This is a genomic window from Achromobacter sp. EB05, assembly GCF_044232075.1.
Taxonomy (GTDB): domain Bacteria; phylum Pseudomonadota; class Gammaproteobacteria; order Burkholderiales; family Burkholderiaceae_B; genus Achromobacter; species Achromobacter dolens.
The window spans coordinates 5,065,104-5,091,287 of sequence record NZ_CP155917.1 but is presented as its reverse complement, the minus strand read 5'-3'; the positions used below and the strand labels follow the sequence as shown (position 1 = coordinate 5,091,287).

Genomic DNA, 26,184 nt, shown 5'->3' with positions numbered 1-26,184 from the left:
CTAGCGGATCCGCCGCCCCGGCCTGCCGCCGGCTCAGGCTGGATGCCCGGCGTCCTGCGTCAGGGTCGAGATGAATGCCGCCGTGCGCGGGTCGCGCGGCCGGGTGAACAGGTCGCGCGAGGCGCCCGATTCGACCACCTTGCCCTCGAGCAGGAACACCGCTTCGCGCGACACGCTGGCGGCCAGGCGCAGGTCATGGGTGGCCATCAGCATGGTCATGCCTTCGCCGGCGAGCTGGCGCAGCACGTCCACCACTTCGGCCGCCAGGCCGGGATCGAGCGCCGAGGTCGGCTCGTCGCACAGCAATACGCGGGGGGCGGGCGCCAGGGCGCGGGCGATCGCCACGCGCTGCTGCTGGCCGCCCGACAGATTGGCGGGCCAGGCCTCGGCCTTGTCCAGCATGTTGACCTTGCGCAGCAGTTCCTCGGCCCGCGCGCGGGCGCGGTCGGCCGGCCATTTCTGCACCGTCACCAGCCCTTCCATCACGTTGCCGATCACGGTCTGGTGCGGGAACAACTGGAAGTTCTGGAACACCATGCCGGTCTGCATGCGCACCCGCTGCACCTGATCGCGCGAGAGCTTTTCGCCGGGCTCGAACTCGACCCGTTCGGGGCCGATCTCGAGCGTGCCGCGGTCGGGCACTTCCAGCAGGTTGACGCAGCGCAGCAGGGTGCTCTTGCCGCTGCCGGACGGGCCGATCAGGGCGGTGACGCTGCCTTCGGCGATGGCCACGTCGACCTGCTTGAGCACCAGGTTGCCGCCAAAGGACTTTTCGATCTTTTCCAGGCGGATCATCGGTTCTTCTCGGAAAACACCGCGTGCTGGCCGAAGCGCCGTTCCAGGCGCACCTGGGCGGCGGACAGCACCGAGCTGAACACCAGGTAGATCAGCGCGGCCTCGGTGTACAGGATCAGCGGTTCGTACGTGACGGCGGCGATGCGCTGGGCCGCCTGGAAAATCTCGGGCACCGTCAGCACGGCGGCCAGCGAGGTGTCCTTGACCAGGGCGATGAAGGAATTGGACAGCGGCGGCACCGCCACCCGCGCGGCCTGCGGCAGCACGGTGCGGCGCAGCGCCTGGCCGCGCGTCATGCTCAATGAATAGGCGGCTTCCCACTGGCCCTTGGAGATCGACTCGATGGCGCCGCGGATCACTTCGGAGTTGTAGGCGCCGACGTTCAGCGTGAAGCCGATCAGCGCGGCCGGCAGCGGGTCGAGCACCACGCCGACGCTGGGCAGGCCGTAGAAGATCACGAATAGCTGCACCAGCAGCGGCGTGCCGCGGATCAGCCAGACGTAGAAGCGCACCAGCGCCACCAGCGGCGCCGGCCCGAACAGCCGGATCAGCGCCACCACGAAGGCCAGCGCCAGCCCCAGCGCGAACGACATCAATGTCAGCGGGACGGTGAACACCAGGCCGGCGTGCAGCAAGGGCCAGAACGAGTCGGCCATCAACTGCACCCAGGCCGGCACCGCCAGGGTGTCGACCTGGGACAGAATCCAGTCGGGCAGGACGTTGTGCAGCCAGGCGGGGAGCGTCATGGAGCGGGCCGCTTATTGCTGCGCCGACAGGTCCGTGCCGAAGTACTTGACCGAGATGGCCTTGTAGGTGCCGTCGGCCTTGATATCGGCCAGCGCCTTGTTGATGGCGGCCACCAGTTCGGGATTGTTCTTGCGCAGCAGCACGCCGGAGTTGCTGAATTCGGCTGCCTTGTCGGTGGCGGCGATCTTGACCTTGGCGTTGGGCTTCTGCTTCTTGAAGTCCAGGAACGACAGGTTGTCGTTGACGGTGGCCTCGACACGGCCCGAGGTCAGCAGGTCGATGGCTTCGTTAAAGCCTTGCACGGCAACCACTTCCGCGCCATGGCTCTGCGCCAGCTTGCCGAAGTTGCTGGTGAGCGTGTTGGCGGACTTTTTGCCCTTCAGGTCGGCGAACGACTTGATGGTGGTGTTGTCGTCGCGCACGATCAGCACCGCGGCCGACGAGATGTAGGGATCGGAGAAGTCGTACTTGGCGCGGCGCGCGTCGGTGATGCCGACCTGGTTGATGACGGCGTCGTAGCGCTTGGCGTCGAGCCCGGCGATCAGGCCGTCCCACTTGCCTTCGACGAATTCGGCCTTGACGCCCAGGCGCTGGGCGATGGCGCGCCCAATGTCGACGTCAAAACCGGTAAGCTGGCCGGAGGCATCGTGGAAGGTGAAGGGAGCGTAGGTGCCTTCGGTGCCGATCTTGAACACGCCGGCGGACTTGATCTGGTCCAGCCCCGACTGGGCGTGGGCGGCGGACAGGGCGGCGACCTGGACCAGGCCGGCGATGAACAACGAGCGCAAGAGTTTCATGGCAATGCTCCACGGATGAGGGATCACTGCGAAAGGGCCGCGCGGATCGCGCCGCCTTCCGGTGTAGCCGCACTCTAACAACGCGCCTATTTTTCCACAAAGCATAAGGAATAGTAAAAATATAGCGGCAAGTCATATGCGGTATTCGCGCCCCGGGCCGCCCGGCCCGGGGTTCATCCAGGTGGTATCCAGATGGAGACAGGCGTGCAACAACAGTGGAACAGGCGGGCGTTCATGATGGCGGCGGCGGGCGTCGCGGCTTGCGCAAGTGTCATGCCGGCGCACGGCGCCAACGGCCTGCGCCGGGTGCCCGGCGGCGGCAGCATCACCGACGTGGCCGGCCTCAAGGTCGGGCACTACACCGACACGCGGCGGCCGACCGGCTGCACGGTCATCATCGCCGAAGCGGGCGCGACCGGCGGCGTGGACGTGCGCGGCGCGGCGCCGGGCACGCGCGAGACCGATCTGCTCAATCCCGTCAACATGGTGGAAAAAGTGCATGCGGTGATGCTGGCCGGCGGCAGCGCCTTCGGCCTGGAGGCGGCCACCGGCGTCATGCGCTACCTGGAAGAACGCAAGATCGGCTTCGACGTGGGCGTGGCGCACGTGCCGATCGTGCCGGCCGCCATCCTGTTCGACCTGGGCGTGGGCGACGCCTCGATCCGGCCCGATGCCGCGGCCGGCTACCAGGCCTGCAAGGCGGCCAGCGCCAAGCCGCCGCAGGAGGGCAACGTCGGCGCCGGCGCCGGGGCGACGGTCGGCAAGCTGTACGGCGCCAAGCGCGCCATGAAGGGCGGCCTGGGCAGCGCCTCGCTGACCGTGGCGGGCGTCACGGTGGGCGCGATCGTCGCGGTCAATGCGGTGGGCGACGTGGTCGATCCGGCCACCGGCCACGTGCTGGCCGGCGCCCGCACCGCCGACGGCAAGATGCTGCTGGACACGCGCGCGGCGATCCTGGCCGGCGACCTGCCGACCTCGATGCGCGAGGGCGCGGCCACCACCATCGGCCTGGTGGCGACCGACGTCAAGCTGACCAAGGCGCAGGCGCAGAAGATGGCGCAGACCGCGCACGACGGCCTGGCCCGCACCATCAACCCGATCCACACCATGCTCGACGGCGACACCGTGTTCGCGCTGGGCACGGGCGTGTCCAGCAAGCCCGCCAACATGATGCTGCTGGGCGTGATGGCGGCCGAGGCGATGGCGATCGCGGTGCAGCGCGCCATCCTGGCGGCGCGCGCGCTGGAAGGCTATCCGGCGGCGGTGGATTTCATCGCCTGAGCGGCGCTTTCTTCCGGGTAATGGCGCGCCTGCGGGCAGGAACGCCATTTGCTGCCACCCCGTGTTCGTGCTGACCCCAAGCTGTCATATCGCGCCGGCATGATGGAAAGCGTCGGCGCACCGCCTGCGCGGGAGGGATGGCATGTACGAAGGAGAGCGCTTCAACGGAGCCACGCACCTGGCCGGCCTGGCCTTGGCGGTGGCTGCATCCGGGGCCCTGATCGCGCGGGCCGCGGAATTGAAGGTCGAGTGGCGCCAGACCGTGGCCTGCGCCGTGTTCGCGGCATCCATGATCGCCGTCTATGCATCTTCGGTGCTGTATCACTGCTCGCGCGGGCGCCGCAAGGCGCTGTGGGCCAAGGCCGACCATTGCGCCATCTACCTGCTGATCGCGGGCACCTACACGCCGCTGGCGTTCGTGCCGCCGGAACTGGGCTGGGGCGCCGCCATGGCGGTGGCGATCTGGCTGCTGGCGCTGTACGGCATCGGCCGCGAACTATGGTGGGCGCGCGGGGCCGCGCCAGCCCTGCCGCTCTATCTGGCGATGGGCTGGTTGGGCGTGATGTGCGCCGCGCCCATCGCCGGCGCGCTGTCGGGCGCCGGGCTGGCGTGGCTGCTGGCCGGGGCCGCGCTCTACACGGTGGGCACGGTGTTCTACGCCAACGACAAGCGCTGGCGCCATGCCCACGGCATCTGGCATCTGTTCGTCATGGGTGGATCGGCCTGCCACTTCGTCACGGTGTTCGGTTTCCTGCGCCACGCCTGACGCGGGGCCGTCAGCGCCAGGCCGCCAGCGGCAGCATGCCGCCGCGGTTCTTCACTTTGCGCATGACGATATGCGAACACAGGTCGCGCACGCCCGCGATCTTGCTGAGCTTGTCTTCCACGAACTGCGAGAAGGCCGCCAGGTTGCGGGTGCGCACCATCAGGATGTAGTTGGAGGCGCCGGTGACGATGCTGGCCTCGGTGATTTCGTCATACAGGGCGATGCCGGCCAGGAATTCCTCGTGCCAGCCGGGCCGCGACTGATCGAGGGACACGTGCACGATGGCTTCCAGCTCGAACCCCAGCCGCTCGGCGTCCAGCACGGCGCGGTAGCCGCGCACGAAGCCGCCTTCCTCCAGCGCCCGCACCCGCCGCAGGCAGGCCGACGGCGACAGGGCCACCTGCTCGGCCAAGTCCTGGTTGCTGAGCTGGCTGTTCTCCTGCAGGCGGTAGAGAATGCGGTGGTCGATGGCGTCCAATTGCATGATGCAATCCAATTCGAAAAAATGGTCTATGGCGCAATTTAATGCGAAATCCTAGGGTAAGCCACGCCTCGTTTTGCAAGTATTCGGCTTACTCGCGCTGATAGTATGTAGCCAGCATATTGCCCGAAGGAGCTGTGAATGCATACCCGCGAAAGCTGTGTCGCCGCCGACCGGCAGGACCCCCTGGCGCCGCTGAAAGCGCGTTTCGACCTGCCGCCCGGCGTGCTCTATATGGATGGCAATTCGCTCGGCGTGATGCCGCGCGCCGCCGCCGCGCGCGCCGCCGAGGTCATCACCCAGGAATGGGGCACCGGCCTGATCCGCAGTTGGAACACCGCCGGCTGGTTCGAACTGCCGTCGCGGCTGGGGGACAAGCTGGCCGGCCTGCTCGGCGCGAAAGCGGGCGAACTGGTCATCACCGACACCACCTCGCTGAACATCTTCAAGGCGCTGGCGGCCAGCCTGCGCATCCAGCAGAAGCGCCAGCCCGGGCGCCGCGTGATCCTGTCCGAGCGCGACAACTTCCCCACCGACCTGTACATGATCCAGGGCATGATCGACCTGCTGCAGCAGGGCTACGAGATGCGCCTCATCGACGACGACCTGCCGCTGGTGCGGGCGCTGGACGAGGACGTGGCTGTGGTGCTGCTGTCGCACGTCAACTACCGCAGCGGGCAGATGCACGACATGGCCGCGGTCACGCGCCAGGCGCACGAGCGCGGCGCGCTGGTCATCTGGGACCTGGCGCACGCCGCCGGCGCGGTGCCGGTGGACCTGAACGGTGCCGACGCCGATTACGCCGTGGGCTGCACCTATAAGTACCTGAACGGCGGCCCGGGCTCGCCGGCCTTCATCTGGGTGGCGCCGCGCCACATTCCCGATTTCTGGCAGCCGCTGTCGGGCTGGTGGGGCCACCAGCGGCCGTTCGACATGACGGTCGCCTACGAGCCGGCCGGCGGCATCCGCCGCTACCTGTGCGGCACCCAGCCGATCGTGTCGCTGGCCATGGTCGAATGCGGCTTGGACGTGGCGCGCGAGGCCGACATGGCCGAGGTGCGCAGGAAGTCGCTGGCGCTGGGCGACCTGTTCATCGCCTTGGTCGAGGAACGCTGCGCCGGCCATCCGCTGACGCTGGTGACGCCGCGCGACCATGCCGAGCGCGGCAGCCACGTGAGCCTGCGCCACCCGAACGGCTACGAGGTCATGCAGGCACTGATCGCGCGCGGCCTGATCGGCGACTACCGCGAGCCCGAGGTGCTGCGCTTCGGCCTGACGCCGCTGTACTTCGGCTACGCCGACGTGTGGGACGCGGTCGAGATCCTGAAAGACGTGCTCGACAGCAAGGCCTGGGACAAGCCCGAGTTCAAGCAGCGCTCGGCCGTGACCTGACCTGCCGCGCACCGGCCCGAGCGACATCCAGCAAGAGAGCGCAGTACCGGAGGAGACAATGACACAACAACAAGGATTCGGCAGGATCGCCGAACGCGAGCAGGGGCTCAAGCGCCGCCTGACGTCCGGCCAGATGAGCATGATCGCGATCGGCGGGGCCATCGGCACCGGCCTGTTCCTGGGCAGCAAGTTCGCGATCGGCTTCGCCGGCCCCAGCGTCATCATCAGCTACGCCATCGGCGGGCTGATCACGCTGCTGCTGATGGGCTGCCTGGCCGAGATGACGGTGGCGCATTCCACCTCGGGCTCGTTCGGCGCCTACGCCGAGCACTACATCGGCCCGCTGGCCGGCTTCCTGGTGCGCTACGCGTACTGGTCGTGCGTGGTGCTGGCGGTGGGCACCGAGGTCACCGCGGTGGCCGAGTACATGAAGTTCTGGTTCCCGTCGGTGCCCGGCTGGCAATGGGTCTGCCTGTTCTCGGCGGCGCTGATCTTCATCAACGCCATGAGCGTGAAGGCGTTCGGCACCATCGAATACTGGTTCTCGACCATCAAGATCAGCGCCATCGTGGCGTTCATCATCCTGGGCGCCTATGTGGTCTGGGGCAGTCCGCAATACGGCGCGGCGCAGTACACGGCGCACGGCGGCTTCTTCCCCAACGGCGTGTGGGGCATGTGGATCGCGGTGGTCATCTCGATCTTCAGCTACCTGAGCGTGGAGATGATCGCGGTGGCGGCGGGCGAGGCCGAGGACCCCGAGCGCGCGGTGAAGAAGGCGTTCCGCGCCACCATCGTGCGGCTGGTGGTGTTCTACCTGCTGACGCTGGCGCTGATCCTGGCCATCGTGCCGTGGGACCAGGCCGGCAAGGGCGGCAGCCCCTTCGTGACGGTGATGGAGGCGGTGAAGGTGCCGTACGCGGCCGGCGTCATCAACTTCATCGTGCTGGTGGCGGCGCTGTCGGCCATGAACAGCCAGTTGTACATCACCACCCGCATGATGTTCAGCCTGTCGCGCGCGGGGCATGCGCCGGCGGCTCTCGGCAAGCTGACACGCAGCGGCACGCCGCTGAATGCGCTGCTGCTGTCGACCAGCGGCATCGCCATCGCCACCGTGCTGAACGTGCTGTATCCGGAAACCTCGTTCACGCTGATGATGGCGATCTCGATGTTCGGCGCGCTGTTCACGTGGATGATGATCTTCGTCACGCACTACTTCTTCCGCCGCCGCTGGGCGCGCGAGGGCGGCGCGGCGCTGTCGTTCCGCATGCCGGGCTTTCCGCTGCTGACGCTGCTGGGCGCGGGCGCGATGCTGGCGATCCTGGTGACGACCTACTTCACCGGCGTGTTCAAGATGACGCTGGTGTTCGGCGTGCCGTTCCTGCTGGTGCTGGCGGCGCTGTACCTGCTGCTGTTCCGCAAGTCCGCCGCGGCGGTGGTGCTGCAGGCACGGCAGCAGCGGTCCTAGCGGCCGCGCCTTTCAAACGGCGCCCGCGCCCTGGCGGATCGCCGCCAGCATGGCGCGGGCGCGCGCCGGCAGCGAGCGCGATCCATACACCGCATGCATCTGCGGGGCCACGCCCCGCGCCGAGGTGGCGGTGTAGCCGGGGCAGACCCGCACCAGCGTGCCGCGGGCGATTTCCGGCGCGGCCGCCCAGTCGGCCAGCCGCGCGATGCCCACGCCCTGCAACGCCAGCGCCATCAGGCCGCTGCTGGTGCTGACCCGCACCGCCGGCTCGGCGTGCATGCGCACGATGCGCTTGTCGCGCCGCAGGTGCCAATCCTTCAACACGCGCGGGCCGGTATGCATGATGAGCCGGTGCCGCGCCAGTTCCTCGGGTTCGCGCGGCAGGCCCATGCACGCCACGTAGTCCGGGCTGGCGCACAACAGCCGCTCGTAGGGCCACAGGCGCGCGCCCAGCAGGTCGCTGGACGCCGGGAAGCCGCCGCGGATGGCGAAATCCAGGCCCTCGGCGATCGGGTCGATTGCCTTGTCGGTGTAGTGGATGTCCACCGTGACGCCCGGATGCTCGGCCGCGTAGCGGCGCAGCACGGCCGGCAGCAGGGTCACGCCCAGCAGGTCGGGCGCGGAGAAGCGCAGGCGGCCCTGGTCGCCTTGCTGGGCGTCGTGCAAGGCCTCGCGCGCCTGGCTTTCCAGGCGCAGCAGCTCGCGCGCGTATTCGAAGTAGCTTTCGCCTTGCGGCGTCAGCGCCACGCTGCTCTTGCTGCGCAACAGCAACTGCGCGCCGACCTGGCGCTCCAGCGCCTGCACCGCGCGCGTGACGGCGCTGGGCGAGGCGCCCAGCGCGCGCGCCGCCAGCACGAAGCTCTGGCGTTCCGCGACGGCGCAGAACACCTGGTATTCCCATAGGGCGCCACGTTCCATGGTGGTTCTCCATTGCGATTATCGCAACATGATATTGCAACGCCGAGAGCTCGGTCGGACCTAGACTGCGGCCATTCCCGACTTTCTCCAGGTTGACCGCCAATGTCAGATCCCCACTATTTCGATCCCGTCACCGGCGCGCGCCATGCGCTGGACGAGGCCCGCTGGTGTTCCGATGCGCGCACGCCACTGATGATCTCGCCGCTGCCGGGCATCTCGCCCGACGACATCGACCGCCGCGAGCGTTCGCTGTGGCGCTACCGGGCCGCGCTGCCCGGCGCCGTGACCCGGCCGGTGTCGATGGGCGAGGGCGGCACGCCGATGGTCGAGCGCGCGTGGGGCGGGCTGCGGCCGCACTTCAAGCTGGAATGGTTCAACCCCACCTGCAGCTTCAATGACCGTGGCGCCGCGGTGATGCTGTCATGGCTGCGCCAGATCGGCATCGGCGCCATCGCCGAGGACAGTTCGGGCAATGGCGGCGCCGCCATCGCGGCGTATGGCGCGGCGGCGGGCATGGGCGTCACGATCTTCGCGCCGGCCTACACGTCCAGCGCCAAGGTGGCGCAGATCCGCGCGTTCGGCGCCGAGGTGAGACTGGTGCAGGGGCCGCGCGAGAACGCCGAGACCGCCGCGATCGAGGCCGCCGAGCGGATCTTCTATGCCAGCCACAACTGGCAGCCTTTCTTCCTCCAGGGCACCAAGTCCATCGCCTACGAGATGTGGGAGGACTTCGGTTTCGAGGCGCCGGACAACGTGGTGATTCCGGCGGGCGCGGGCAGCAACGTGCTGGGCTGCGCCATCGGCTTTGCCGAGCTGCTGGCGGCCGGACAGATCAAGCGCCTGCCGCGCCTGTTCGTGGCCCAGCCGCGGAACTGCTCGCCGGTGGACGCCAGCTTCCATGCCGGGGCCGACACGCCGGTGCCACGCGAGGTGCTGCCGACGGTGGCCGAGGGCACCGCGATCAAGCGGCCGGTGCGGCTGCGCGAGGTGTTGCAGGCGATCCGCGCCAGCGGCGGTCAGACCGTTGCGGTGCCGGAGGCGGACATCGTTGCCGCCGTGCGCAGGCTGGCGGCAATGGGACTCTACGCCGAGCCCACCAGCGCCACCGCGGCGGCGGCGCTGGACATGCTGCGCGCGCGTGGCGCGATTCGCGAGACCGAGCGCACCGTGGTGCTGTTGACCGGCACCGGCATCAAGGCCACGCAGTTCATGACGGATCTGTATTCGGCGGCGTGACCGCCGCCGCGTCCGCCAGCAGGTGGTCGAGCAGGCGGCGGGCGCGGGCGCTGAGGGTATCGCGCGACTGCACGCACAGCAGCAGCTCGCGCGCGGCCCAGGCGTCGGACAGCGCCACCGGCGTCTCCCTGAGCAACCGGCGCATGCTGTTGGCCGTGGTTTCGGGCACGATGCCCACGCCGACGCCGGCCTCGACCAGCCGGCACATGGCGTCGAAGCTGCGCAACTGCACCCGCAGCTTGATGGGCTTGCCGACCACCAGTGCCTGCCGCGCCAGGAAGCGTTGCAGCGCGCTGCTGCGGTCGAGCCCGACGAAGTCTTCGTCCAGCACGTCGCCGAACGCGACCTCGGCCCGGTCCGCCAGCGCGTGGCCGGCCGGCACGATCAGCACGAAGCGGTCGGCGTGGTAGGCGTGGGTCTGCAGGGCGCCGGTGTCGACCGTGCCCGCGACGATGCCGATATCGGCCGAGCCGTCGGCGATGCATTCGACGATCTCGTCGCTCAGCATTTCCTGCAATTCGACGTTGATGCGCGGATGCGCCGCCAGGAAGCCGCTGAGCGCTTCGGGCAGGAAGGCGGTCAGCGCGTTGGTGTTGGACAGCAGGCGCACCGAGCCGCCGAATTCGCCGGAGAAGTCGGCCAGGTCGTCGCGCAGGCGGTCGGCCTGGGCCAGCATGATGCGGGCATGGGCGGCCAGCTTCAGGCCGGCCGGGGTGGGGATGACACCCTGGCGGCGGCGCTCCAGCAGCGGCGCGCCGAGCGAGGCCTCGAGGTTGCGGATGCGGGCGCTGGCGGCGGCCAGCGCCAGGTTGGCGCGGGCGGCGCCGTGGGTGATGCTGCCGGCCTGCACCACGTGCAGGAACAGCGCCAGGTCGGTCAGGTCGAAACGCATGGCGGCGAGCCTACGCGAGGCGCGCAGGCAGCCTCTGCGAATCGCGCATTTTCAGCGCGGGACAGGGTCCGTACACTGCGCCGATCCGTGTTCTCGTGGTGGTTTGCCCATGCATCTTGTCGCCTCCGGTTTTCCGATTCTACCCGCGCTGATCACCGCGATCACGATCGCGTTGTGGGCCTTTTCGCGGCTGCCTGAGTACCTGACGGCGCTGCTGTTCTTCAGCGCCGCCATGATCTTCGCGGCCGCGCCGCGCGAGGTGGTGTTCTCCGGGTTTTCGTCGGCGGCGTTCTGGCTGGTGCTGAGCGGCTATGTGCTGGGGCTGGCGCTGAAGTACACCGGCCTGGCCGACCGCATGGCGGGCGCGCTGTCGCGGCGCCTGTCGGGTTCGTATCCGAAGGTGGTGGCCGGCGTGGTGGCGCTGACCTACCTGCTGGCGTTCGTGATGCCGTCGAACATGGGCCGCATCGCGCTGCTGATGCCGATCGTGCTGGCCTATGCCGACCAGATCGGGCTGGTGGCGGGCCGTCGTGGACGGATTGGCCTGGCGCTGGCGGTGGGCTTCGGCACCTTCCAGTTGTCCACCTCCATCCTGCCGGCCAACGTGCCGAATCTGGTGATGGCCGGCAGCATCGAATCGAGCTATGGCCTGCAGTTGGGTTATCTGCCGTATCTGTGGCTGCATGCGCCGGTGCTGGGCATCCTGAAAGGCGTGGTGCTGGTGGCCTGCATCGCCTGGTTGTTCCGCGATACGCCCGAGACCGCGCCGCCCGCGCCCGCCGCCCAACCCCTGTCGGCGGCGGAAAAGCGCCTGGCCGTGCTGCTGGGGCTGACGTTGCTGGGCTGGGTGACGGACGGCTGGCACGGCGTGTCGCCGGCCTGGATCGGCCTGGGCTCGGCCTGTCTGTGCCTGTTGCCCAAGGTGGGTTTCGTCAGCGGCGAGCAGTTCGGCAAGGAAGTGAATTTCCGCACCGCGATCTACGTGGCGGGCATCCTGGGACTGGCGGCGATGGTGGCCGACAGCGGTCTGGGCGGCATCATCGGCCGCGCCCTGCTGGCCTGGCTGCCGTTGTCGCCCGAGGCGCCGATGCAGAGCTTCTTTTCGCTGGTGGGGCTGTCGGCGGCGCTGAATTTCGTGGTCACGGCCAACGGCGTGCCGGCCCTGTATACGCCGCTGGCCGAGACGCTGGCGCAGGCCTCGGGCTTTTCGCTGATGACGGTGCTGATGGCGCAGGTGGCCGGCTACGCCACCGTCATCATGCCGTACCAGGCCTCGCCCATCGTGGTGGCGATGGGCATGGGCCAGGTGCCGGCGCGCAGCGGCCTGGCGTTGAGCCTGCTGACCGCGCTGGTGTCGTTCGTGGCGCTGGTGCCGCTGGACTACCTGTGGTTCAGGCTCCTGGGAATGCTGGGATCGTGATCAGTTCGTCTTCGACGGCGGCGGATGCGGGTTCTGGCGCCGGGGCGAACACCCGCAGGCGGTGGCCGTCGGGGTCGAGCGCGACGAAGGTGCGGCCGAAGTCCATGTTGGTGGGGGCCTGCAGGATCGGCAGGCCGCGCAGGCTCCAGTCGAGGTGGCGCTGGTTGAGCGCGTCGGCGTCGGGCACGGTGAAGGCCAGTTCGGTGCAGCCGCCGCGGCCGGCGGCGGCCGGCTCGACGGTGTGGCGCGACCACAGGCCCAGCATCAGGCCGGAGTCGAGCGCGAACAGGGCGAAGGTGGGCGAGCTTTCGACGGGCGGGCGGTTCAGCAGCGCGCTGTAGAACGCCGCGCTGGCCTCGGGCTTGTCGACGTAGAAAATGACGAAGTTCTTGGCGGACATGATGCGCTCCTGGTTGAATGAGCGCCCATCTTAGAGAGCCATGCTGTCAGATTTTGTCAGCAGTCTTCATGCCGATGTCGCACCCGCCGGCGCGCGGCGCACGCCAGGGATCAGCAGGGGGCGCCCTTGGCCGTATTGATGGCGCGCCACTCCTTGAGCAAGGCCTGGCGGCGGCGCGGATAGCGTTGCCCGGCTTCGAGCGTGGCGATGCGGTCGGTGCGGAAATGGCGGAAGTCCTGGCGCAGTTCGCACCAGGCCATGACGATGCGCACGCTGTCGAAAAATCCCAGGGCGAACGGCCAGATGACGCGTTCGGAATCGGCGCCCTTGTCGTCGCGGTAGGTGATGGCGATTTTCTGCTCGCCGCGGATCGCCTGGCGGATCAGCGACAGGTCGACCCGGTCGACCACCGCCCAACTGCTGGGGCCGACCAGCAGCGGAATGGCGTCCAGTTCGTCGCGCAGTTCGCGCGGCAGCACCGCGCTGATCTTGGCCAGCGCGTTGGCGGCGGCCTGGCCCAGGCGCGGATCGGAACGGCCGGCCACCCAGCGGGTGCCCAGCACCAGGGCCTCGATCTCCTCGGTGCTGAACATCAGCGGCGGCAGCATGAAGCCGGGCCGCAGCACGTAGCCGATGCCCGGCTCGCCCTCGATCTCGGCGCCCTGCGCCTGCAGCGTGGCGATGTCGCGGTACAGCGTGCGCAGGCTGACGCCCAGGTCGGCGGCCAGGCGATGGCCGCTGACGGGCAGGCGGTGGCAGCGCAGGGTCTGCAGCAGGTCCAGGAGGCGTTCGGTGCGGGACATGGGAGCGGGCGGGGGCGGGACGGCGTAATGCTGCCATGGAATGGCAGCAGCGGGAAGCCGCGGCCCGCCGTTCTTGATCCGGCCGTCCTCAACCCGGCAGCGCCGCCAGCCAGTCGTGCACCCGCCCGGCCAACTCCAGGCTGTTGCGGTCCATCATCAGCATGTGCGAGTTGCCGTGGATGCCCAGGTCGGGCAGCGACAGCACCGTGACGCTGGCATGGCGCGCCGCGAATTCCCGCACCCGTGCGCGCATCCGCGGCCAGCGCAGATCGGTGTCCATGTGGTCGCCCATCACGACCAGCGTGGGGGTGTCGTAGCGGGCATCGGGCCCGAGGTCCGGGATGCTGGCCGGCTCCAGCGCCACCAGGGCCCGCACCCGCTCGGGCAGGGCGTGGGCGGCGCGGATGCCGAATACGCCGGCCTGCGAATGGCAGACCACGATGGCCGCGCCGATCCGTTCCAGGAAGGCCTGGTAGGCGCGCAGGATGGCGGCATCGGTGTGGACCCAGCGCGGCACCATCTGCGCGGCCAGCGCGTCGAACGCCTCCAGCGGGAATTGCGTGTCCGGGTAGGCGCTGCCGGGGCCGGGCCGGGTGCCCGGGCGGCCGATGCGAAAGCGCGTGTAGCAGTCCTCGCGCGCCTGCACCACCGGCGCGTCGGGCCAGACGTGCGGCGCGGCGCCGGCGCGGCCGCGTTCCACCGCGTCGCACAGGTAGGCGTCCCAGCCGCGCCGCAGGAAATAGTGCAGCCAGCCCTGGCGGCCGTCCGGCGTGGTCTCCCAGGCCGCGCCGGTCATGCCGCCGCCATGCCAGAACGCCAGCGGCGGCCGGCCGCTGGCCGGCTCCGACAGGAAGTACTGGGCGTACATCTGTTCGACGCGGTAGGTGCCGTTGGGATCCAGCGCCACCGGCTGGCCGCCTTCGGCCATGACCAGCTCGCGTCGCGGCAGGCCGCTGAGCGCCAGGTCGCGGCCGCCGACGTGGAATGCACCCATGTCGCGCAGGCGGATCGGCGCCAGCGCCGCGCCGTCGTCCAGGGCAGCGGCCATCATTCGGCCTTGATGTGGTTGGTCTCGATGACCTGTTTCCACCTGGCCGTTTCGGTGGTGACGAAGCGGCCCAGGTCGGCGCGCGAACCGGCGGCGGTCTCGACGCCCAATTCGCGCATCTTGGCTGCCACCTCGGGCGCCTGCAGCGCCTGGGCGAAGGCGTCGTGCAGCGTGTCCAGCACCGGGGCGGGGGTGCCGGCCGGCGCCATCACGCCGAACCAGGGCGTGATCAGGAAGTCGGGCACGCCGGCCTCGGCGAAGGTCGGCACGTCCGGAATCGCCGGCGCGCGCGCGGCGCTGGCCACGGCCAGGGCGCGCAGCTTGCCGGCGCGGATGTTGGCCAGCGAGGCCGGCAGGTTGTCGAAGTACATGTCGACCTGCCCGCCGAGCAGGTCGGCCGCCACCTGGCCGGCGCCCTTGTAGGGGATGTGGGCCAGGTCGATGCCGGCGCGCTGCTTGAGCAGCTCGGTCGCCAGGTGGGCCGAGCCGCCGATGCCGGAGGAGGCCGAATTGAGCTTGCCGGGGTTGGCGCGCGCATACGCCAGCAGCGCCGGCAGCGTGTCGGCCGGCACCTTGGGATTGACCACCAGCACGCTCGGCACGGTGCCGATCATCGCGACGGGGGCGAAGTCCTTGACGATGTCGTAGGGCGCCGGCTGGTACAGCGACGGCGCCACGGTGCAACCGAACGCGCACATCAGCAGCGTCTGGCCGTCGGGCGCGGCTCGGGCCACCGCCTGCGCGCCGATGTTGCCGCCGGCGCCGGCCCGGTTCTCGACGATCAGCGGCTGGCCGAGGCGCTTGGAAAGGTTGTCGCTGAGCAGGCGCGCCAGGATGTCGGGCGTGCCGCCGGCGGGGAAGGGCACCACCAGCGTGATCGGGCGGCTGGGGAAATCGGCGGCATGGGCCGCCAGCGGCAGGCAGGCGGCCAGCGCCAGCAGGGCGCGGGCGGACCAGCGTGCCAGCACGGGGCGGATGCGCCGGGGCGCGGGAAGGTGGCGGGTGGGGCCCATGGTTGTCTCCGTAGCGGGCGGCCGGGTCGAAACGCCCGGTCCGTGGCGGACTGTAGCCAAGCCGGCCGCGCCTGCCCAATGCCGATGGCGCAAGACTCGCATATCGAATCCGATATGGTTCTTTGCAATCATTCGCTTACGGCATAGCATGGCGCCATGCGCGACGCCCAATCCTTGCCTTTCCTGCGCAGGCTCGACATGAACCTGCTGCTGACCTTCGACGTGCTCATGCGCACGCGCAGCGCCACCGCCAGCTCGCGCCTGCTGCACAAGACCCAGCCGGCCATCAGCCGCGACCTGGCGCGCCTGCGCCTGCGGCTGGAGGACCCGCTGCTGGTGGTGGTGAAGGGACGTTTCGTTCCGACCGAGCGGGCGCTGGAGCTGCACGCGTCGGTGCATGACGCGCTGGCGCAGATCGAGGCCGCGCTGCGCCCGCCCGAGGCCTTCGATCCGGCGCGCGCCGAAGGCGTGGTCAACATCGGCACCGGCGCGCACAGCGAGATCCTGCTGGCCGCGCCGCTGATCGAGCGGCTGCACCGCGCCGCGCCGGACGTGACGCTGCGCTTCCAGTCGCTGCACGGCGATTTCGCGCCCGACGACCTGGAGGCCGAACGGCTGCACATCGCCATCGGCCTGTTCGGCAAGGTGCCGGCGCGCTTTCACCGCGATGCGCTGCACACCGACCGCCGCGTCTGTGTGCTGTCGGCGCGGCATCCCTGGGCCGCGCGCGGCGCCCTGACGCTGGCCGACCTGGGCGCCATCAAGTGGTTCGCGTTCGAGCAGATGTACGGCCGCGAGACGACCTTCGACCGGCTGCTCAAGCCGGGCGACGGCCGCATGGCGTTCTCGGCCTATCTCTCGGGCTTCGGCGTGGCGCCCTATGTGCTGGTGGACACCGACTACGCCACCACCATGCCGGCCAGCGTGGCGCGGGCGCATTGCCGCCATTTCCCGCTGGCGATGCTGGAGATGCCGACGCGCCTGCGGCGCATGGAACTGGCGATGGTGTGGGCGCGCCGCCAGCACGCTTCGCCATTGCAGGCGTGGTTGCGCGGCCAGGTGCGCGACGTGCTGCGCGAGCGCCTGGCCGCGGACGGCCCGGCTTAGCGGGCGACCGGCTTGCCGGTGGCCACGTCGATGGCCGAGCCGTCTTCCAGGCTGACGCGGTAGATCTCGCGCAGCACGTTGCCGGCAAAGCCGATCTCGACGATGGACACGTCCTTGAAGGTGGCCTGGATGCCGTCGGGCAGCGCGGCGTTGAATTTGGCGGACTCCTGCTTCATGGCGTCGGCCAGGCGCGCGTCGTACGGCGTCATGCTATAGACCAGCGTGGTGTGTGGGTTGTGGGCGCGCACTTCCTTGCCGTCCTTCATCACGTTGACGCCGCTCACGCCCATGGTCTTGACCAGCTCGCGGCCGGCGTCGGCCATCTTGGCGTAGACCGGGCCGGTCACGCGCGGCAGCGGGCCGTCGCGCAGCGGCGCCAGGGCGGCGGTGGTCACGGTGTTGTAGGCCATCATGGCCTCGAAGCCCGCGCCGCTCTTGACCACGCCCAGGTCCAGCCACCACGGGCGGCCCGCGCCCTTGGCCGCTTCGGTCGGATAGAAGTCCTTGAGCGTCACCTGCAGCGGCGCCGGGGGCTTGGGCAGCGCGCGCAGCATGCGCTGCGGCGTGGCGCTGTCGGCGCTGTGGATGTGGACCACGGTCACGTGCGGGATATTGGGCGTTGCGGCCTCGGTCTTCAGGCCCAGCGCGAGCAGGTCCTGCTTGAGCGTGCCGTTGACCTTGGCGTCCAGCACGGCGTTCACTTCCTTGGGCAGGCGGTAGACCACGCCGTAGGTGGTCTTGTGCTCACGGAAGGCGGGCTGCTCCAGCGCGCTGTTGTCGATGGGAGCGGCGAAGGCGGTCGATAGAGCGGCCAGGGACAGGCCCAGAGCGGCCAGGGGCAAGACGCGTTTGATCATGGATTTTCCTTTTATGTTCAAGACCCGCGAGAGTCCGGTCCAGTGTGGCCACGCCGGATGTACGGCGTATTGCAACAGGGCAAAGAAATCCGATAGGCGGCCAAGCCGTGCCGATGGCTGCGCCCGGCTATAGCAGGAAGACGGCCGCCACGATCAGCAGCCCCAGCACCAGGTTGACGCCGACCCAACGGCGGATGCCCGCCATGGCCTGGCCGCCGCGCGGCCATTCCGAGGCGGCCACCGCCGCGCGCAGGCGCGGATAGAGCGCGGCGCGGATATAGGCGTAGATGGCCGTCATCACCAGCCCGCCCGCGGCCATCACGGTCCAGGCGCGCGGCATGAAGAAGGCGCCACCGCTGCGCGCGGCCTGGGCCGCTTCCTGGCCGATCATGAGGGCGCCGGTCGCCAGGATCAGCACGATCGCGGCCCCCACCGCGTTAAGGAAGGGGCCGAGCACCGCGTCCATCAGGCGCAGCCGTTGCGGCGGCTCCAGTTGCGCGGCCGCCGGCCGCAGGAAACAGTGGGCGAACAGCATGCCGCCGACCCACAGGATCACGGCCAGCAGGTGGATGAGTTTGAGGGCGCTGTAGAGCATGGTGTCGGGCTTCGGAATGGGCCGCGTCGTCGCAATGCCGACGGCAAGGCCTGGCTGTGGGGACGGCGGCCGCGGGAGCGCGCGCGGCCGAATCTGTCCCCATGATATATCCCCACGACGCCCGGGCGGGCTTCTTGACGCATGCCACGGTTTTGCATTTAGAATGAGATTGATTTTTATTTGTAGTCAAGAAAGTTCGGGAGTCCATCGTGTCCAACCTTGCGCTAGCCTGCGGCGACGCCGTCCATCTGCTCTACCGCGCGCATCATGGATGGCTGCACAACTGGCTGCGGGGCAAGCTGGGCAACTCCTGCGATGCCGCTGACCTGGCGCAGGACACCTTCGTGCGGGTGCTGCGGCATCGGCACGAACTCGACGCGCTGCGCGAGCCGCGCGCCTACCTGACCACCATCGCCAAGCGTCTGGTGCTGAATCATTACCGGCGCCGCTCGATCGAACAGGCCTACCTGGACGCCCTGGCGACCATGCCCGAGGCCATGGCGCCGTCGCCCGAGCAGCGCCTGCTCATCCTCGAAGCGCTGCAGGAAATCGACGAGATGCTGGCCGGCCTGGCGCGCCCGGCGCGACAGGCGTTCCTGATGGCGCAGCTCGAAGGACTCAGCCACATCGAGATCGCCGCGCGGCTGAACGTGTCGGTGCGGTCGGTGCATCGCTACATCGCCAAGGGGTACGAACAATGCATCATGGCGGTGATGTGAGCGTCCAATGGGGCGTGGCGGGCGAGCTGCCCGCCGTCGATCGCCAGGTCGCGCGCGAGGCGGCGCGCTGGCTGCTGCGGCTGAATTCCGAGCACGCCACCGATGCCGACATCCGCGCCTGCCAGCAATGGCGCGCCAGCAAGGCCGAGCATGAACATGCCTGGCAGCGCGCGCAGCGCGTCAACCAGCGCTTCGGCCTGATCCCGGCATCGCTCGGCATGGCGGCGCTGAACCGGCCGGAGTCGGCCGGCCGGCGCGCGGCCCTCAAGACGCTGGCCGCGCTGATCGTGGCTGGGCCGGCGGGCTGGGCCGCCTGGCGCGCCAGCCCGTTCGAATGGACCGCCGACTACCGCAGCGCGACCGGCGAACAGCGCCAGGTGGCGCTCAGCGATGGTTCTTCCATGCGCCTGAACACCGCCAGCGCGGTCGACGTTCTGTACGGCGCCGACCTGCGGCTGGTGCGGCTGCGTGCCGGCGAGATCGCGGTCCACGCGGTGGCCGAAGGCGGGGTCCATCCGCGGCCTTTCGTGGTGCGCACGAGGCAGGGCGATATCCGGGCGCAGGCGGCGCGCTTCTGCGTGCGCGAAGACGGTTCGGCCTGCCGCGTCAGCGTGCAGGAGGGCGGCGTGACGCTGCGCCGCGGCGACGCCAGCCTGGCGCTGACGGCCGGCGAGCAGGCCTGGCTGCGCGACGATGAAGCGCCGCGCATCGAGCCGGCCGATCCGCATGCCGCCGACTGGACGCGCGGCGTGCTGCACGCCAGCGCCTGGCGCCTGGACGCCTTCGCGGCCGAGCTGGGCCGTTACCGCCCCGGTGTGCTGCGCTGCGATCCCGAGGTCGCCGGCCTGCGGATCTCCGGCGCCTTCCAGTTGCGCGATACCGACGCGGTGCTGGCGGCCCTGCCGTCCACGCTGCCGGTGCAGGTGCGTTACCGCAGCGCGTATTGGGTGACGCTCATGCCGCGCGCGGGGCAGGCATGAATCGTCGTTGTTACAAAAAAGCCGGGGCGGGTTGTCCGGTTGGCGTTGGTCAAGGGTCATGGTCAGTAGAGGCATACGAATGCCGATACCCGTTGGATCGAAAGGACGACCATGGCTCACTTTCCCGCCAGCCGCCTCCGCGGCACCCCCTTGAACCGAGAGGCTCCATGCCGATTGACCCGCCTGTCCCTGGCGTTGCGCATCGCCACCGCGCTGGCTGCCCCGGCCGTTGCGCTGTGGCCGGCCGCCGCCGCGCTGGCGCAGATCGCGCCGGCCGAGCAGGCGCGCGGCTACCGCATCCCGGCCGGCCCGCTGGCCGAGAATCTGTCGCGCTTCGCCGACAACGCCGGCGTCACGGTGCTGTTCGACGCGGCGCTGGTGGGCCAGCGGCGTGGCGCCGGCCTGAACGGGGAATACTCCGTGGCTGACGGTTTCGCCCGCCTGCTGGCCGGCAGCGGCCTGGCCGCGCGCGAGCGCAGCCCGGGCGTGTTTGTGCTGCAGGCCCTGGCCCCTGCCGGCGTGACGCAGTTGACGCCGGTCACGGTGGAAGGCGAGGGCACGGCGATCACGCCGGCGTGGGAGACCCGCAGCGACCGCAAGCGCCTGGACGACGCGCAGGTGCGCGGTTGGAGCGACCTGGGCAAGCGCCTGGAACCGGGCGTGAACTTCAACCGCCAGAACAACAGCATCAACATCCGCGGACTCGACCAGGATCGCGTGCTGACGCGGGTGGACGGCATCCGCCTGCCGTGGCTGGATGACGGCGCGCGCGGCGTCAAGGGCGGCCTGGAGGCGGTGGACTTCAACTCCCTGTCGCGCCTGGACATCGTGCGCGGCGCCGACGCCAGCGCGGGCGGCTCGGGCGCCATCTCCGGCATGGCCGACCTGTACACGCTCGATCCCTCGGACCTGCTGAACGACGGCAAGACCTTCGGCGCGTTGGCCAAGACCGACTACGACACCGCCGACAGCAGTTGGGGCGCCAACGCCGCGCTGGCCGGACAGATCCACAGCGATACCTTCTGGCTGGTGCAGGCGGGCGTGCGCAACGGCCATGCGCTGGACAACCGCGGCGACGTCGGCGGCTATGGCCCGCGCCGCAACCAGCCGACGCCCGAGGACTACGACCAGCGCAGTTTCCTGCTCAAGCTGCAGCAGCGCGTCGAGGGCGGCCACCGCTTCGGCCTGACCGGCGAATACTTCAAGCGCAAGGCCACGCAGGACAGCATGTTCGAACAGGGGCCGGGCACCAGCTACCTGATCGGCGAGAACACCACCCGGAAGGAAACCGAGCGCCAGCGCGTGTCGCTCGATTATTCCTACAAGGCGCCCGCCGAGGGCGGCTGGATCGACAGCGCCACGGCGGTGGTGTACTGGCAGCGCATGCAGCTCGACAGCGCGCTCGATGGCGAACGCAGCCGCGATGCGCGCGCCAACATCATTCCCGGCGACCCGTTCCGCTATGGCTTCCCCAGCGGCGCCTACGGCCGCAACAACTCCATCCGCCAGACCATGTTCGGCGCCAATGGCGAACTGACCAAGCGGCTGGCGGGCAACACGGTGTCGCAGTTGTGGACCGTGGGCGGCGAGTGGTATGGCAACAAGACCGAGCAGAACTCCAGCGGCTACGACAACTGCCCCACCGTGCGGGCCGGCACGCCGGCGCCGTTCGGCCCGCGCACCTGCGACATGCTGCACACCAACCAGGCCGACGTGCCGCTGTCCAAGGGCAGCCAGTGGGCGTTGTGGATGTCGGACGAATTCAGTTTCGGCGATGGCCGCTACACCGTCATGCCGGCGCTGCGCTACGACCACTACGAGCAGAAGCCCAGGTCCACCGAAAGCTACGCCAGCAACCGCAACGGCGGCGTGTTGCCGCCCGAGAACAGCGGCGGGCGCTTCTCGCCCAAGCTGCTGACCACCTGGAAGGCGGCCGACGCGCTGAGCCTGTACGCGCAGTACGCCTATGGCTTCAAGGCGCCCAGCGCGACGCAGCTCTACACCAACTACGGCGGCCCCGGCACCTACCTGCGGGTCGGCAATCCCTATCTGAAGCCGGAAACCAGCAAGGGCTGGGAACTGGGCGCCAAGCTGGGTTCCGATTCGCTCGGCGGCGCGGTATCGTTCTTCGATAACCGCTACCAGAATTTCATCGACAGCAACGTGCCGCTGGATGCCAACTCGCCGCAATGGCAGCCGGGCTGGGCCGGGCAGTACCCGTTGGGCATCACCGGCAACGTCAACCGCGCCAAGGTGCGCATCTACGGCGCCGAGGCCAGCGCGCACTGGAAGTTCTCGCCGGGCTGGCGCACGTGGGGTTCGCTGGCGTGGGCCGTGGGCAAGGATGAAGGCACCGGCCAGTACCTGAACTCGGTGGCGCCGCTGAAGGCGGTGCTGGGTGTGGGCTATGGCCGCGACGTGTGGGGCGTGGACGCGCTGCTGACGACCGCCCTGCGTCGCAACAAGGTCGAATACCCGGAGGCCGGCGCCTCGACGCCCAACCGCGACTTCCAGGCGCCCGGCTACGGCGTGGTGGACCTCATGGGCTACTGGCGGCCGACGGCGGTCAAGGGGCTGCAGGTGCAGGCTGGCGTGTTCAACCTGTTCGACAAGAAGTACTGGGAAGCGATCAACGTGCCGACCGCCGGCGCCACGGCCCTGCCGCGGCCGGTTGACTGGTACACGGAGCCGGGGCGCAGCCTGCGCGTCTCGCTGACTTATCAATACTGACCCGCGCTGCCGCCGCTGCGCGACAGCGGCGGCAGTCCTGATTTTCCATTCCGGCCGGAGAGACCGCAATGAACCAAGAAGTGAAGCATCCTGATTTCGCTACCCGCGCCGCCGAGCTGCGCGCCCGCAACGACGCGCTGGCGGCGTCCAGGCCCGGCCTGCGCGCCCGCAACCTGGCCCAGGAACTCGGCGTGTCCGAGGCCGAATGGGTCGCGGCCGGCTGTGGCGGCGTCAAGGCCACCGAACTGCACGGCCAGCCGCAGGAGATCTTCCGCGAACTGGGCGCGCTGGGCCCGGTGATGGCCCTGACGCGCAATGACTGGTGCGTGCATGAGCGCCACGGCGCCTACCTGGACATCCAGGCCGACGGACCGGTCGGCCTGGTGCTGGGGCCGGACATCGACCTGCGCGTGTTCTTCTCGTGCTGGAAGTCCGCCTGGGCGGTCGAGCAGGACGGCCGCCACAGCCTGCAGTTCTTCGACGGCGCGGGCGTGGCGGTGCACAAGGTCTACCGCACCGAAGCCACCGACGTCGCCGCGTATGACGCGCTGGTAGCCAGGTTCGCCGGCGATTCGCGCTGGCCCGAGACCGCGCCCTACGCGCCCGCCGCCGACGCGCCGAGCGTCGAGGACAGCGCCCAGTGGCGCCAGGCCTGGCTGGGCATGCAGGACACGCACGAATTCTTTCCGCTGCTGCGCAAGTTCAAGGTGTCGCGGCTGGCGGCGCTGGCCGCGGCCGGCGAAGACCTGGCGCAGACGGTGCCGGTGGAGTCGGTCGAGCGCATGCTGGAGTCGGCGGCGGCCAGCGGCCTGTCGATCATGTGCTTCGTGGGCAACCGCGGCATGATCCAGATCCACACCGGCCCGGTTCGGCAGTTGCGCCGCACCGGCCCGTGGTTCAACGTGCTGGATCCGACCTTCAACCTGCACCTGGACACCACCGCCATCGCGTCGGCCTGGGTGGTGAACAAACCCACCAGCGATGGCTGGGTGACGTCGCTGGAACTGTATTCGTCCAGCGGCGACCTGATCGCGCAGTTCTTCGGCGAGCGCAAGCCGGGCAAGCCGGAGCTGGCGGGGTGGCGTGAATTGATGTCGGGCCTGTGCCGCGTGCCGTTGGCCGCTTGAGGATGATGCAATGAAGAAATGGCTGGCGGTGGCGGCTTGGATGCTGGTGGCGGGCGCGCAGGCGGCGCCGCCCGAACGCGTGGTGACGCTGGGCGGCAGCGTGACCGAGATCGTGTACGGCCTGGGGCAGGGCGGCCGGCTGGTCGGCGACGATCAGTCCAGTCTGTACCCGGAGGCCGCGACCCGGTTGCCGCGCGTCGGCTATTACCGCGCGGTGCCGGTCGAAGGCGTGCTTGCGCTCAAGCCCGACCTGGTGCTGGCCTCGGAACAGGCCGGTCCGCCCGAGGCGCTCAAGCGCCTGGGCGAAGTCGGGGTGCGGCTGGTGAGCGTGCCGGACGCGCCGTCGGTCGATTCGCTCAAGGCGCGCATCCGCGCCGTGGCCGGCGCGCTGGACGTGGCGCCGGCCGGCGAACAGATGGTGCGGGACGTGACGCGCGAGCTGGCCAAGGCCGAGGCCATGCCGGCCACGCGCGCGCGGGCGCTGCTGCTGATCAACCGCAACGGGGCGCCGCAAGGCGCGGGGCGCGGCACCGCGGCGGCCGAAGTCATGCACCTGGCCGGGCTGGACAACGTGCTGCACGGGCAGCAGGGCTACAAGCCGCTGTCGCCCGAGGCCATCGGCGCGCTGGCGCCCGACCTGATCATCGTCACGCGCGAGTCGCTGCAGGCCAGCGGTGGCCTCGATGGCTTTGCGCGCCTGCCCGGCATCGCGGTGACACAGGCCGCGGCGAAGCGGCGCATCATCGTCATGGATGACCTGTTGATCCTTGGATTGGGCCCGCGGCTGCCGCAGGCGCTGATCCAGCTCAAGCAGGAGGCCGCGCATGCCATGGCGCGCTAGCCCGCCGCTGGCGCTGGTGTTGCTGGCGGTGGCGGTGGTGGCGGCGGTGCTGGCGGCCAGCGCCAGCGGCGCGGTCTCGATTCCGTTGCGCGAGCTGCCGTCGCTGTTGTGGGGCACGCCCACGCCGGAGCAGGCGCTGTGGCGCAACGTGCTGATCGACATCCGCCTGCCGCGGGTGCTGCTGGCGGTGGTGATGGGCGCGGGCCTGGGGATCTCGGGGGCGGCGCTGCAGGCGCTGTTCCGCAACCCGCTGGCCGAACCGGGGCTGATCGGCATCTCCGCCGGCGCCTCGCTGGGCGCGGTCATCGCCATCGTGATGACGCCGGGCGGCTTCTGGTACACCGCGCCGGGCGCCTTCATCGGCAGCCTGGTCGCGACGCTGTCGGCCTATCTGGTGGGACGGCGCGTGCCGGGCGTGGCGGGGCTGCTGCTGGCGGGCGTGGCGATCACCGCCATCGCCTTCAGCCTGATCGGGCTGTTCACCTTCATGGCGTCCGACGCGCAACTGCGCGACCTGACCTTCTGGAACATGGGCAGCCTGGCCGGCGCCAACTGGAAGCTGCTGGCCTTCCTGGGGCCGTGGGTGCTGCTGCTGTCGCTCTGGCTGATGCGCCAGTGGCGCGTGATGAACGCGCTGCTGTTGGGCGAGCGCGAGGCCCAGCACCTGGGCTATTCGCTCAAGCAGGCGCGGGCGCGGCTGGTGCTGGCCTGCACCCTGATCGTCGGGCCGCTGGTGGCGGCCAGCGGCACTATCGTGTTCGTCGGACTGGTGGTGCCGCACCTGGTCCGTATGACGCTGGGCGCCAACCATCGCCTGCTGCTGCCCGCCTGCCTGCTGGGCGGCGGGCTGGTGATGACGCTGGCGGACTGGCTGGCGCGCGTCGTGGTGGTGCCGGCCGAGTTGCCGATCGGCCTGGTGACCGGGCTGGTGGGCGGTCCCTTCTTCCTGTGGCTGCTGGCGCGCGGCCGGAGGCACGGTTGATGCTGGCCGCCGAGAACCTGAGCCTGGCGCGCGACGGCAAGCGCATCCTGGACCGCGTGTCGCTGGCAATCCGGCCCGGCGAAGTGGTGGGCCTGCTGGGCAGCAATGGCGCCGGCAAGTCGACCCTGCTGGGCGCGCTGTCGGCCGAGCTGGGCGCGGATGGCGGCAGCCTGACGCTGGATGGGCGGGCGCTGGGCGGGATGCCGCCGCGCGAGCAGGCGCGCAAGCGCGCGGTGCTGCCGCAGAAGCCCGGGCTGACCTTCGACCTGGGCGTGCGCGAAGTGGTGGCAATGGGCGCCTATCCGTTTCCGGAACTGTCGCCGGCCGAGGTCGACGAACTGGCGCGGCAGGCGCTGGAGTGGGCCGACGTCAGCCACCTGGATGGACGCCGCTATCCGCAACTGTCGGGCGGCGAGCAGCAGCGGGTGCAGTTCGCCCGCGTGCTGGTGCAATGCCGCGCGGCGCGCGCCCAGGGCGAAGCCCGCTACCTGCTGCTGGACGAACCGACCGCCAGCCTCGATCCCAAGCACCAGGCCGACCTGATGCGGCGGGCGGCGCAACTGGCGCACGAGGGCAACACGGGCGTGCTGGTGATCCTGCACGACATGAACCTGGCGGCGCGCTGGTGCGACCGCCTGCTGCTGCTGAGCGGCGGCCAGGCGGTGGCGCAGGGCACGCCGGCCGAGGTGCTGACGCCGGCCAACCTGTTCCTGGCGTACGGCATCCAGGCGCAGGTGATGCCGCATCCGTTGCAGGCGGACCGGTTGCTGGTGCTGATGGCTTGATGGGCGC

Annotated in this window: 26 protein-coding genes; 14 read left to right on the top strand and 12 right to left on the bottom strand. The window is 69.9% G+C overall.

Annotated elements, in window-relative coordinates:
* Positions 1 to 33: 33 nt before the first annotated feature.
* From AAID08_RS23265 to AAID08_RS23255, 3 genes are all read right to left on the bottom strand, one after another.
* On the bottom strand, positions 34 to 795 hold the full coding sequence (locus AAID08_RS23265; protein WP_054500915.1) for an amino acid ABC transporter ATP-binding protein: 762 nt from the start codon (positions 793 to 795) through the stop codon (positions 34 to 36).
* Positions 792 to 1,472, bottom strand: coding sequence for an amino acid ABC transporter permease (locus AAID08_RS23260; RefSeq protein ID WP_026384606.1), 681 nt, complete (start codon positions 1,470 to 1,472; stop codon positions 792 to 794). The genes AAID08_RS23265 and AAID08_RS23260 overlap by 4 nt, the downstream gene beginning before the upstream one ends.
* A gap of 81 nt (positions 1,473 to 1,553) precedes the next feature.
* Complete coding sequence (locus tag AAID08_RS23255) at positions 1,554 to 2,339, bottom strand: amino acid ABC transporter substrate-binding protein (RefSeq protein WP_054500916.1); 786 nt, start codon at positions 2,337 to 2,339, stop codon at positions 1,554 to 1,556.
* A gap of 192 nt (positions 2,340 to 2,531) precedes the next feature.
* Here AAID08_RS23255 and AAID08_RS23250 point away from each other — a divergent pair, with 192 nt between their 5' ends.
* Positions 2,532 to 3,620, top strand: coding sequence for a P1 family peptidase (locus AAID08_RS23250; RefSeq protein ID WP_395756937.1), 1,089 nt, complete (start codon positions 2,532 to 2,534; stop codon positions 3,618 to 3,620).
* Between the two features lie 142 nt (positions 3,621 to 3,762).
* A complete protein-coding gene (locus AAID08_RS23245) occupies positions 3,763 to 4,386 on the top strand; it encodes a hemolysin III family protein (RefSeq protein WP_054500917.1) in 624 nt (207 codons plus the stop codon).
* 10 nt (positions 4,387 to 4,396) lie between these two features.
* Here the strand turns inward: AAID08_RS23245 and AAID08_RS23240 are convergent, their stop codons facing one another.
* Positions 4,397 to 4,870, bottom strand: a complete 474-nt coding sequence (locus AAID08_RS23240) for an Lrp/AsnC family transcriptional regulator (RefSeq protein ID WP_395756936.1) — start codon at positions 4,868 to 4,870, stop codon at positions 4,397 to 4,399.
* Between the two features lie 138 nt (positions 4,871 to 5,008).
* On the opposite strand from AAID08_RS23240, the gene kynU reads away from it, so the two are divergent.
* Both kynU and AAID08_RS23230 read left to right on the top strand, forming a co-directional pair.
* Positions 5,009 to 6,259 carry a kynureninase gene (gene kynU, locus AAID08_RS23235; protein ID WP_395756935.1) on the top strand — a complete coding sequence of 417 codons (1,251 nt, stop codon included), beginning with the start codon at positions 5,009 to 5,011 and terminating at the stop codon, positions 6,257 to 6,259.
* 58 nt (positions 6,260 to 6,317) lie between these two features.
* Positions 6,318 to 7,724, top strand: a complete 1,407-nt coding sequence (locus tag AAID08_RS23230; RefSeq protein ID WP_395756934.1) for an amino acid permease — start codon at positions 6,318 to 6,320, stop codon at positions 7,722 to 7,724.
* A gap of 12 nt (positions 7,725 to 7,736) precedes the next feature.
* Here the strand turns inward: AAID08_RS23230 and AAID08_RS23225 are convergent, their stop codons facing one another.
* Positions 7,737 to 8,642, bottom strand: coding sequence for a LysR family transcriptional regulator (locus AAID08_RS23225; RefSeq protein WP_116792575.1), 906 nt, complete (start codon positions 8,640 to 8,642; stop codon positions 7,737 to 7,739).
* Positions 8,643 to 8,744: 102 nt separating this feature from the next.
* Here AAID08_RS23225 and AAID08_RS23220 point away from each other — a divergent pair, with 102 nt between their 5' ends.
* Complete coding sequence (locus AAID08_RS23220) at positions 8,745 to 9,878, top strand: pyridoxal-phosphate dependent enzyme (protein ID WP_395756933.1); 1,134 nt, start codon at positions 8,745 to 8,747, stop codon at positions 9,876 to 9,878.
* On the opposite strand, the gene AAID08_RS23215 is transcribed toward AAID08_RS23220, so the two are convergent.
* Positions 9,850 to 10,770 carry a LysR substrate-binding domain-containing protein gene (locus tag AAID08_RS23215; protein WP_395756932.1) on the bottom strand — a complete coding sequence of 307 codons (921 nt, stop codon included), beginning with the start codon at positions 10,768 to 10,770 and terminating at the stop codon, positions 9,850 to 9,852. The genes AAID08_RS23220 and AAID08_RS23215 overlap by 29 nt on opposite strands.
* A gap of 109 nt (positions 10,771 to 10,879) precedes the next feature.
* Between AAID08_RS23215 and AAID08_RS23210 the strand changes: the two genes are divergently transcribed.
* On the top strand, positions 10,880 to 12,190 hold the full coding sequence (locus AAID08_RS23210) for an SLC13 family permease (protein ID WP_116792572.1): 1,311 nt from the start codon (positions 10,880 to 10,882) through the stop codon (positions 12,188 to 12,190).
* Here the strand turns inward: AAID08_RS23210 and AAID08_RS23205 are convergent.
* The 4 genes from AAID08_RS23205 to AAID08_RS23190 form a co-directional block, all read right to left on the bottom strand.
* A complete protein-coding gene (locus AAID08_RS23205) occupies positions 12,162 to 12,590 on the bottom strand; it encodes a VOC family protein (protein WP_175189887.1) in 429 nt (142 codons plus the stop codon). The two genes, AAID08_RS23210 and AAID08_RS23205, sit on opposite strands and share 29 nt — an antisense overlap.
* Before the next feature lie 110 nt (positions 12,591 to 12,700).
* Positions 12,701 to 13,393: a YafY family protein gene (locus tag AAID08_RS23200; protein ID WP_175142599.1), complete on the bottom strand. Its 693-nt coding sequence runs from the start codon at positions 13,391 to 13,393 to the stop codon at positions 12,701 to 12,703.
* 88 nt (positions 13,394 to 13,481) lie between these two features.
* Positions 13,482 to 14,444 carry a hypothetical protein gene (locus AAID08_RS23195; protein WP_395756931.1) on the bottom strand — a complete coding sequence of 321 codons (963 nt, stop codon included), beginning with the start codon at positions 14,442 to 14,444 and terminating at the stop codon, positions 13,482 to 13,484.
* Entirely contained in the window at positions 14,441 to 15,454 is a 1,014-nt protein-coding gene (locus AAID08_RS23190; protein ID WP_175142598.1) for a tripartite tricarboxylate transporter substrate binding protein, read from the bottom strand. Before AAID08_RS23190 ends, AAID08_RS23195 begins: the two co-directional genes overlap by 4 nt.
* Positions 15,455 to 15,610: 156 nt before the next feature.
* Between AAID08_RS23190 and AAID08_RS23185 the strand changes: the two genes are divergently transcribed.
* Positions 15,611 to 16,561: a LysR substrate-binding domain-containing protein gene (locus tag AAID08_RS23185; protein ID WP_395756930.1), complete on the top strand. Its 951-nt coding sequence runs from the start codon at positions 15,611 to 15,613 to the stop codon at positions 16,559 to 16,561.
* On the opposite strand, the gene AAID08_RS23180 is transcribed toward AAID08_RS23185, so the two are convergent.
* Both AAID08_RS23180 and AAID08_RS23175 read right to left on the bottom strand, forming a co-directional pair.
* Positions 16,558 to 17,418: a hypothetical protein gene (locus AAID08_RS23180; protein ID WP_395756929.1), complete on the bottom strand. Its 861-nt coding sequence runs from the start codon at positions 17,416 to 17,418 to the stop codon at positions 16,558 to 16,560. The genes AAID08_RS23185 and AAID08_RS23180 overlap by 4 nt on opposite strands.
* A gap of 127 nt (positions 17,419 to 17,545) precedes the next feature.
* Positions 17,546 to 18,013 carry a CopD family protein gene (locus AAID08_RS23175; RefSeq protein ID WP_054500928.1) on the bottom strand — a complete coding sequence of 156 codons (468 nt, stop codon included), beginning with the start codon at positions 18,011 to 18,013 and terminating at the stop codon, positions 17,546 to 17,548.
* A 209-nt stretch (positions 18,014 to 18,222) separates the two neighbouring features.
* Between AAID08_RS23175 and AAID08_RS23170 the strand changes: the two genes are divergently transcribed.
* The 7 genes from AAID08_RS23170 to AAID08_RS23140 all read left to right on the top strand — a co-directional run bounded on the left by AAID08_RS23170 (position 18,223) and on the right by AAID08_RS23140 (position 26,177).
* Entirely contained in the window at positions 18,223 to 18,732 is a 510-nt protein-coding gene (locus AAID08_RS23170) for a sigma-70 family RNA polymerase sigma factor (protein WP_081273468.1), read from the top strand.
* Positions 18,711 to 19,712, top strand: a complete 1,002-nt coding sequence (locus AAID08_RS23165; RefSeq protein WP_054500930.1) for a FecR domain-containing protein — start codon at positions 18,711 to 18,713, stop codon at positions 19,710 to 19,712. Before AAID08_RS23170 ends, AAID08_RS23165 begins: the two co-directional genes overlap by 22 nt.
* Before the next feature lie 111 nt (positions 19,713 to 19,823).
* On the top strand, positions 19,824 to 22,442 hold the full coding sequence (locus AAID08_RS23160; protein WP_175168362.1) for a TonB-dependent receptor: 2,619 nt from the start codon (positions 19,824 to 19,826) through the stop codon (positions 22,440 to 22,442).
* Between the two features lie 80 nt (positions 22,443 to 22,522).
* Positions 22,523 to 23,569: a hemin-degrading factor gene (locus AAID08_RS23155; RefSeq protein WP_395757837.1), complete on the top strand. Its 1,047-nt coding sequence runs from the start codon at positions 22,523 to 22,525 to the stop codon at positions 23,567 to 23,569.
* Positions 23,570 to 23,579: 10 nt separating this feature from the next.
* The gene (locus tag AAID08_RS23150) at positions 23,580 to 24,410 is read left to right on the top strand and encodes a hemin ABC transporter substrate-binding protein (RefSeq protein WP_144655381.1); all 831 of its coding nucleotides are present in this window, start codon (positions 23,580 to 23,582) and stop codon (positions 24,408 to 24,410) included.
* Positions 24,394 to 25,392, top strand: a complete 999-nt coding sequence (locus AAID08_RS23145; protein ID WP_395756928.1) for a FecCD family ABC transporter permease — start codon at positions 24,394 to 24,396, stop codon at positions 25,390 to 25,392. Before AAID08_RS23150 ends, AAID08_RS23145 begins: the two co-directional genes overlap by 17 nt.
* Positions 25,389 to 26,177 carry a heme ABC transporter ATP-binding protein gene (locus tag AAID08_RS23140; protein ID WP_395756927.1) on the top strand — a complete coding sequence of 263 codons (789 nt, stop codon included), beginning with the start codon at positions 25,389 to 25,391 and terminating at the stop codon, positions 26,175 to 26,177. The genes AAID08_RS23145 and AAID08_RS23140 overlap by 4 nt, the downstream gene beginning before the upstream one ends.
* Positions 26,178 to 26,184 lie beyond the last annotated feature (7 nt).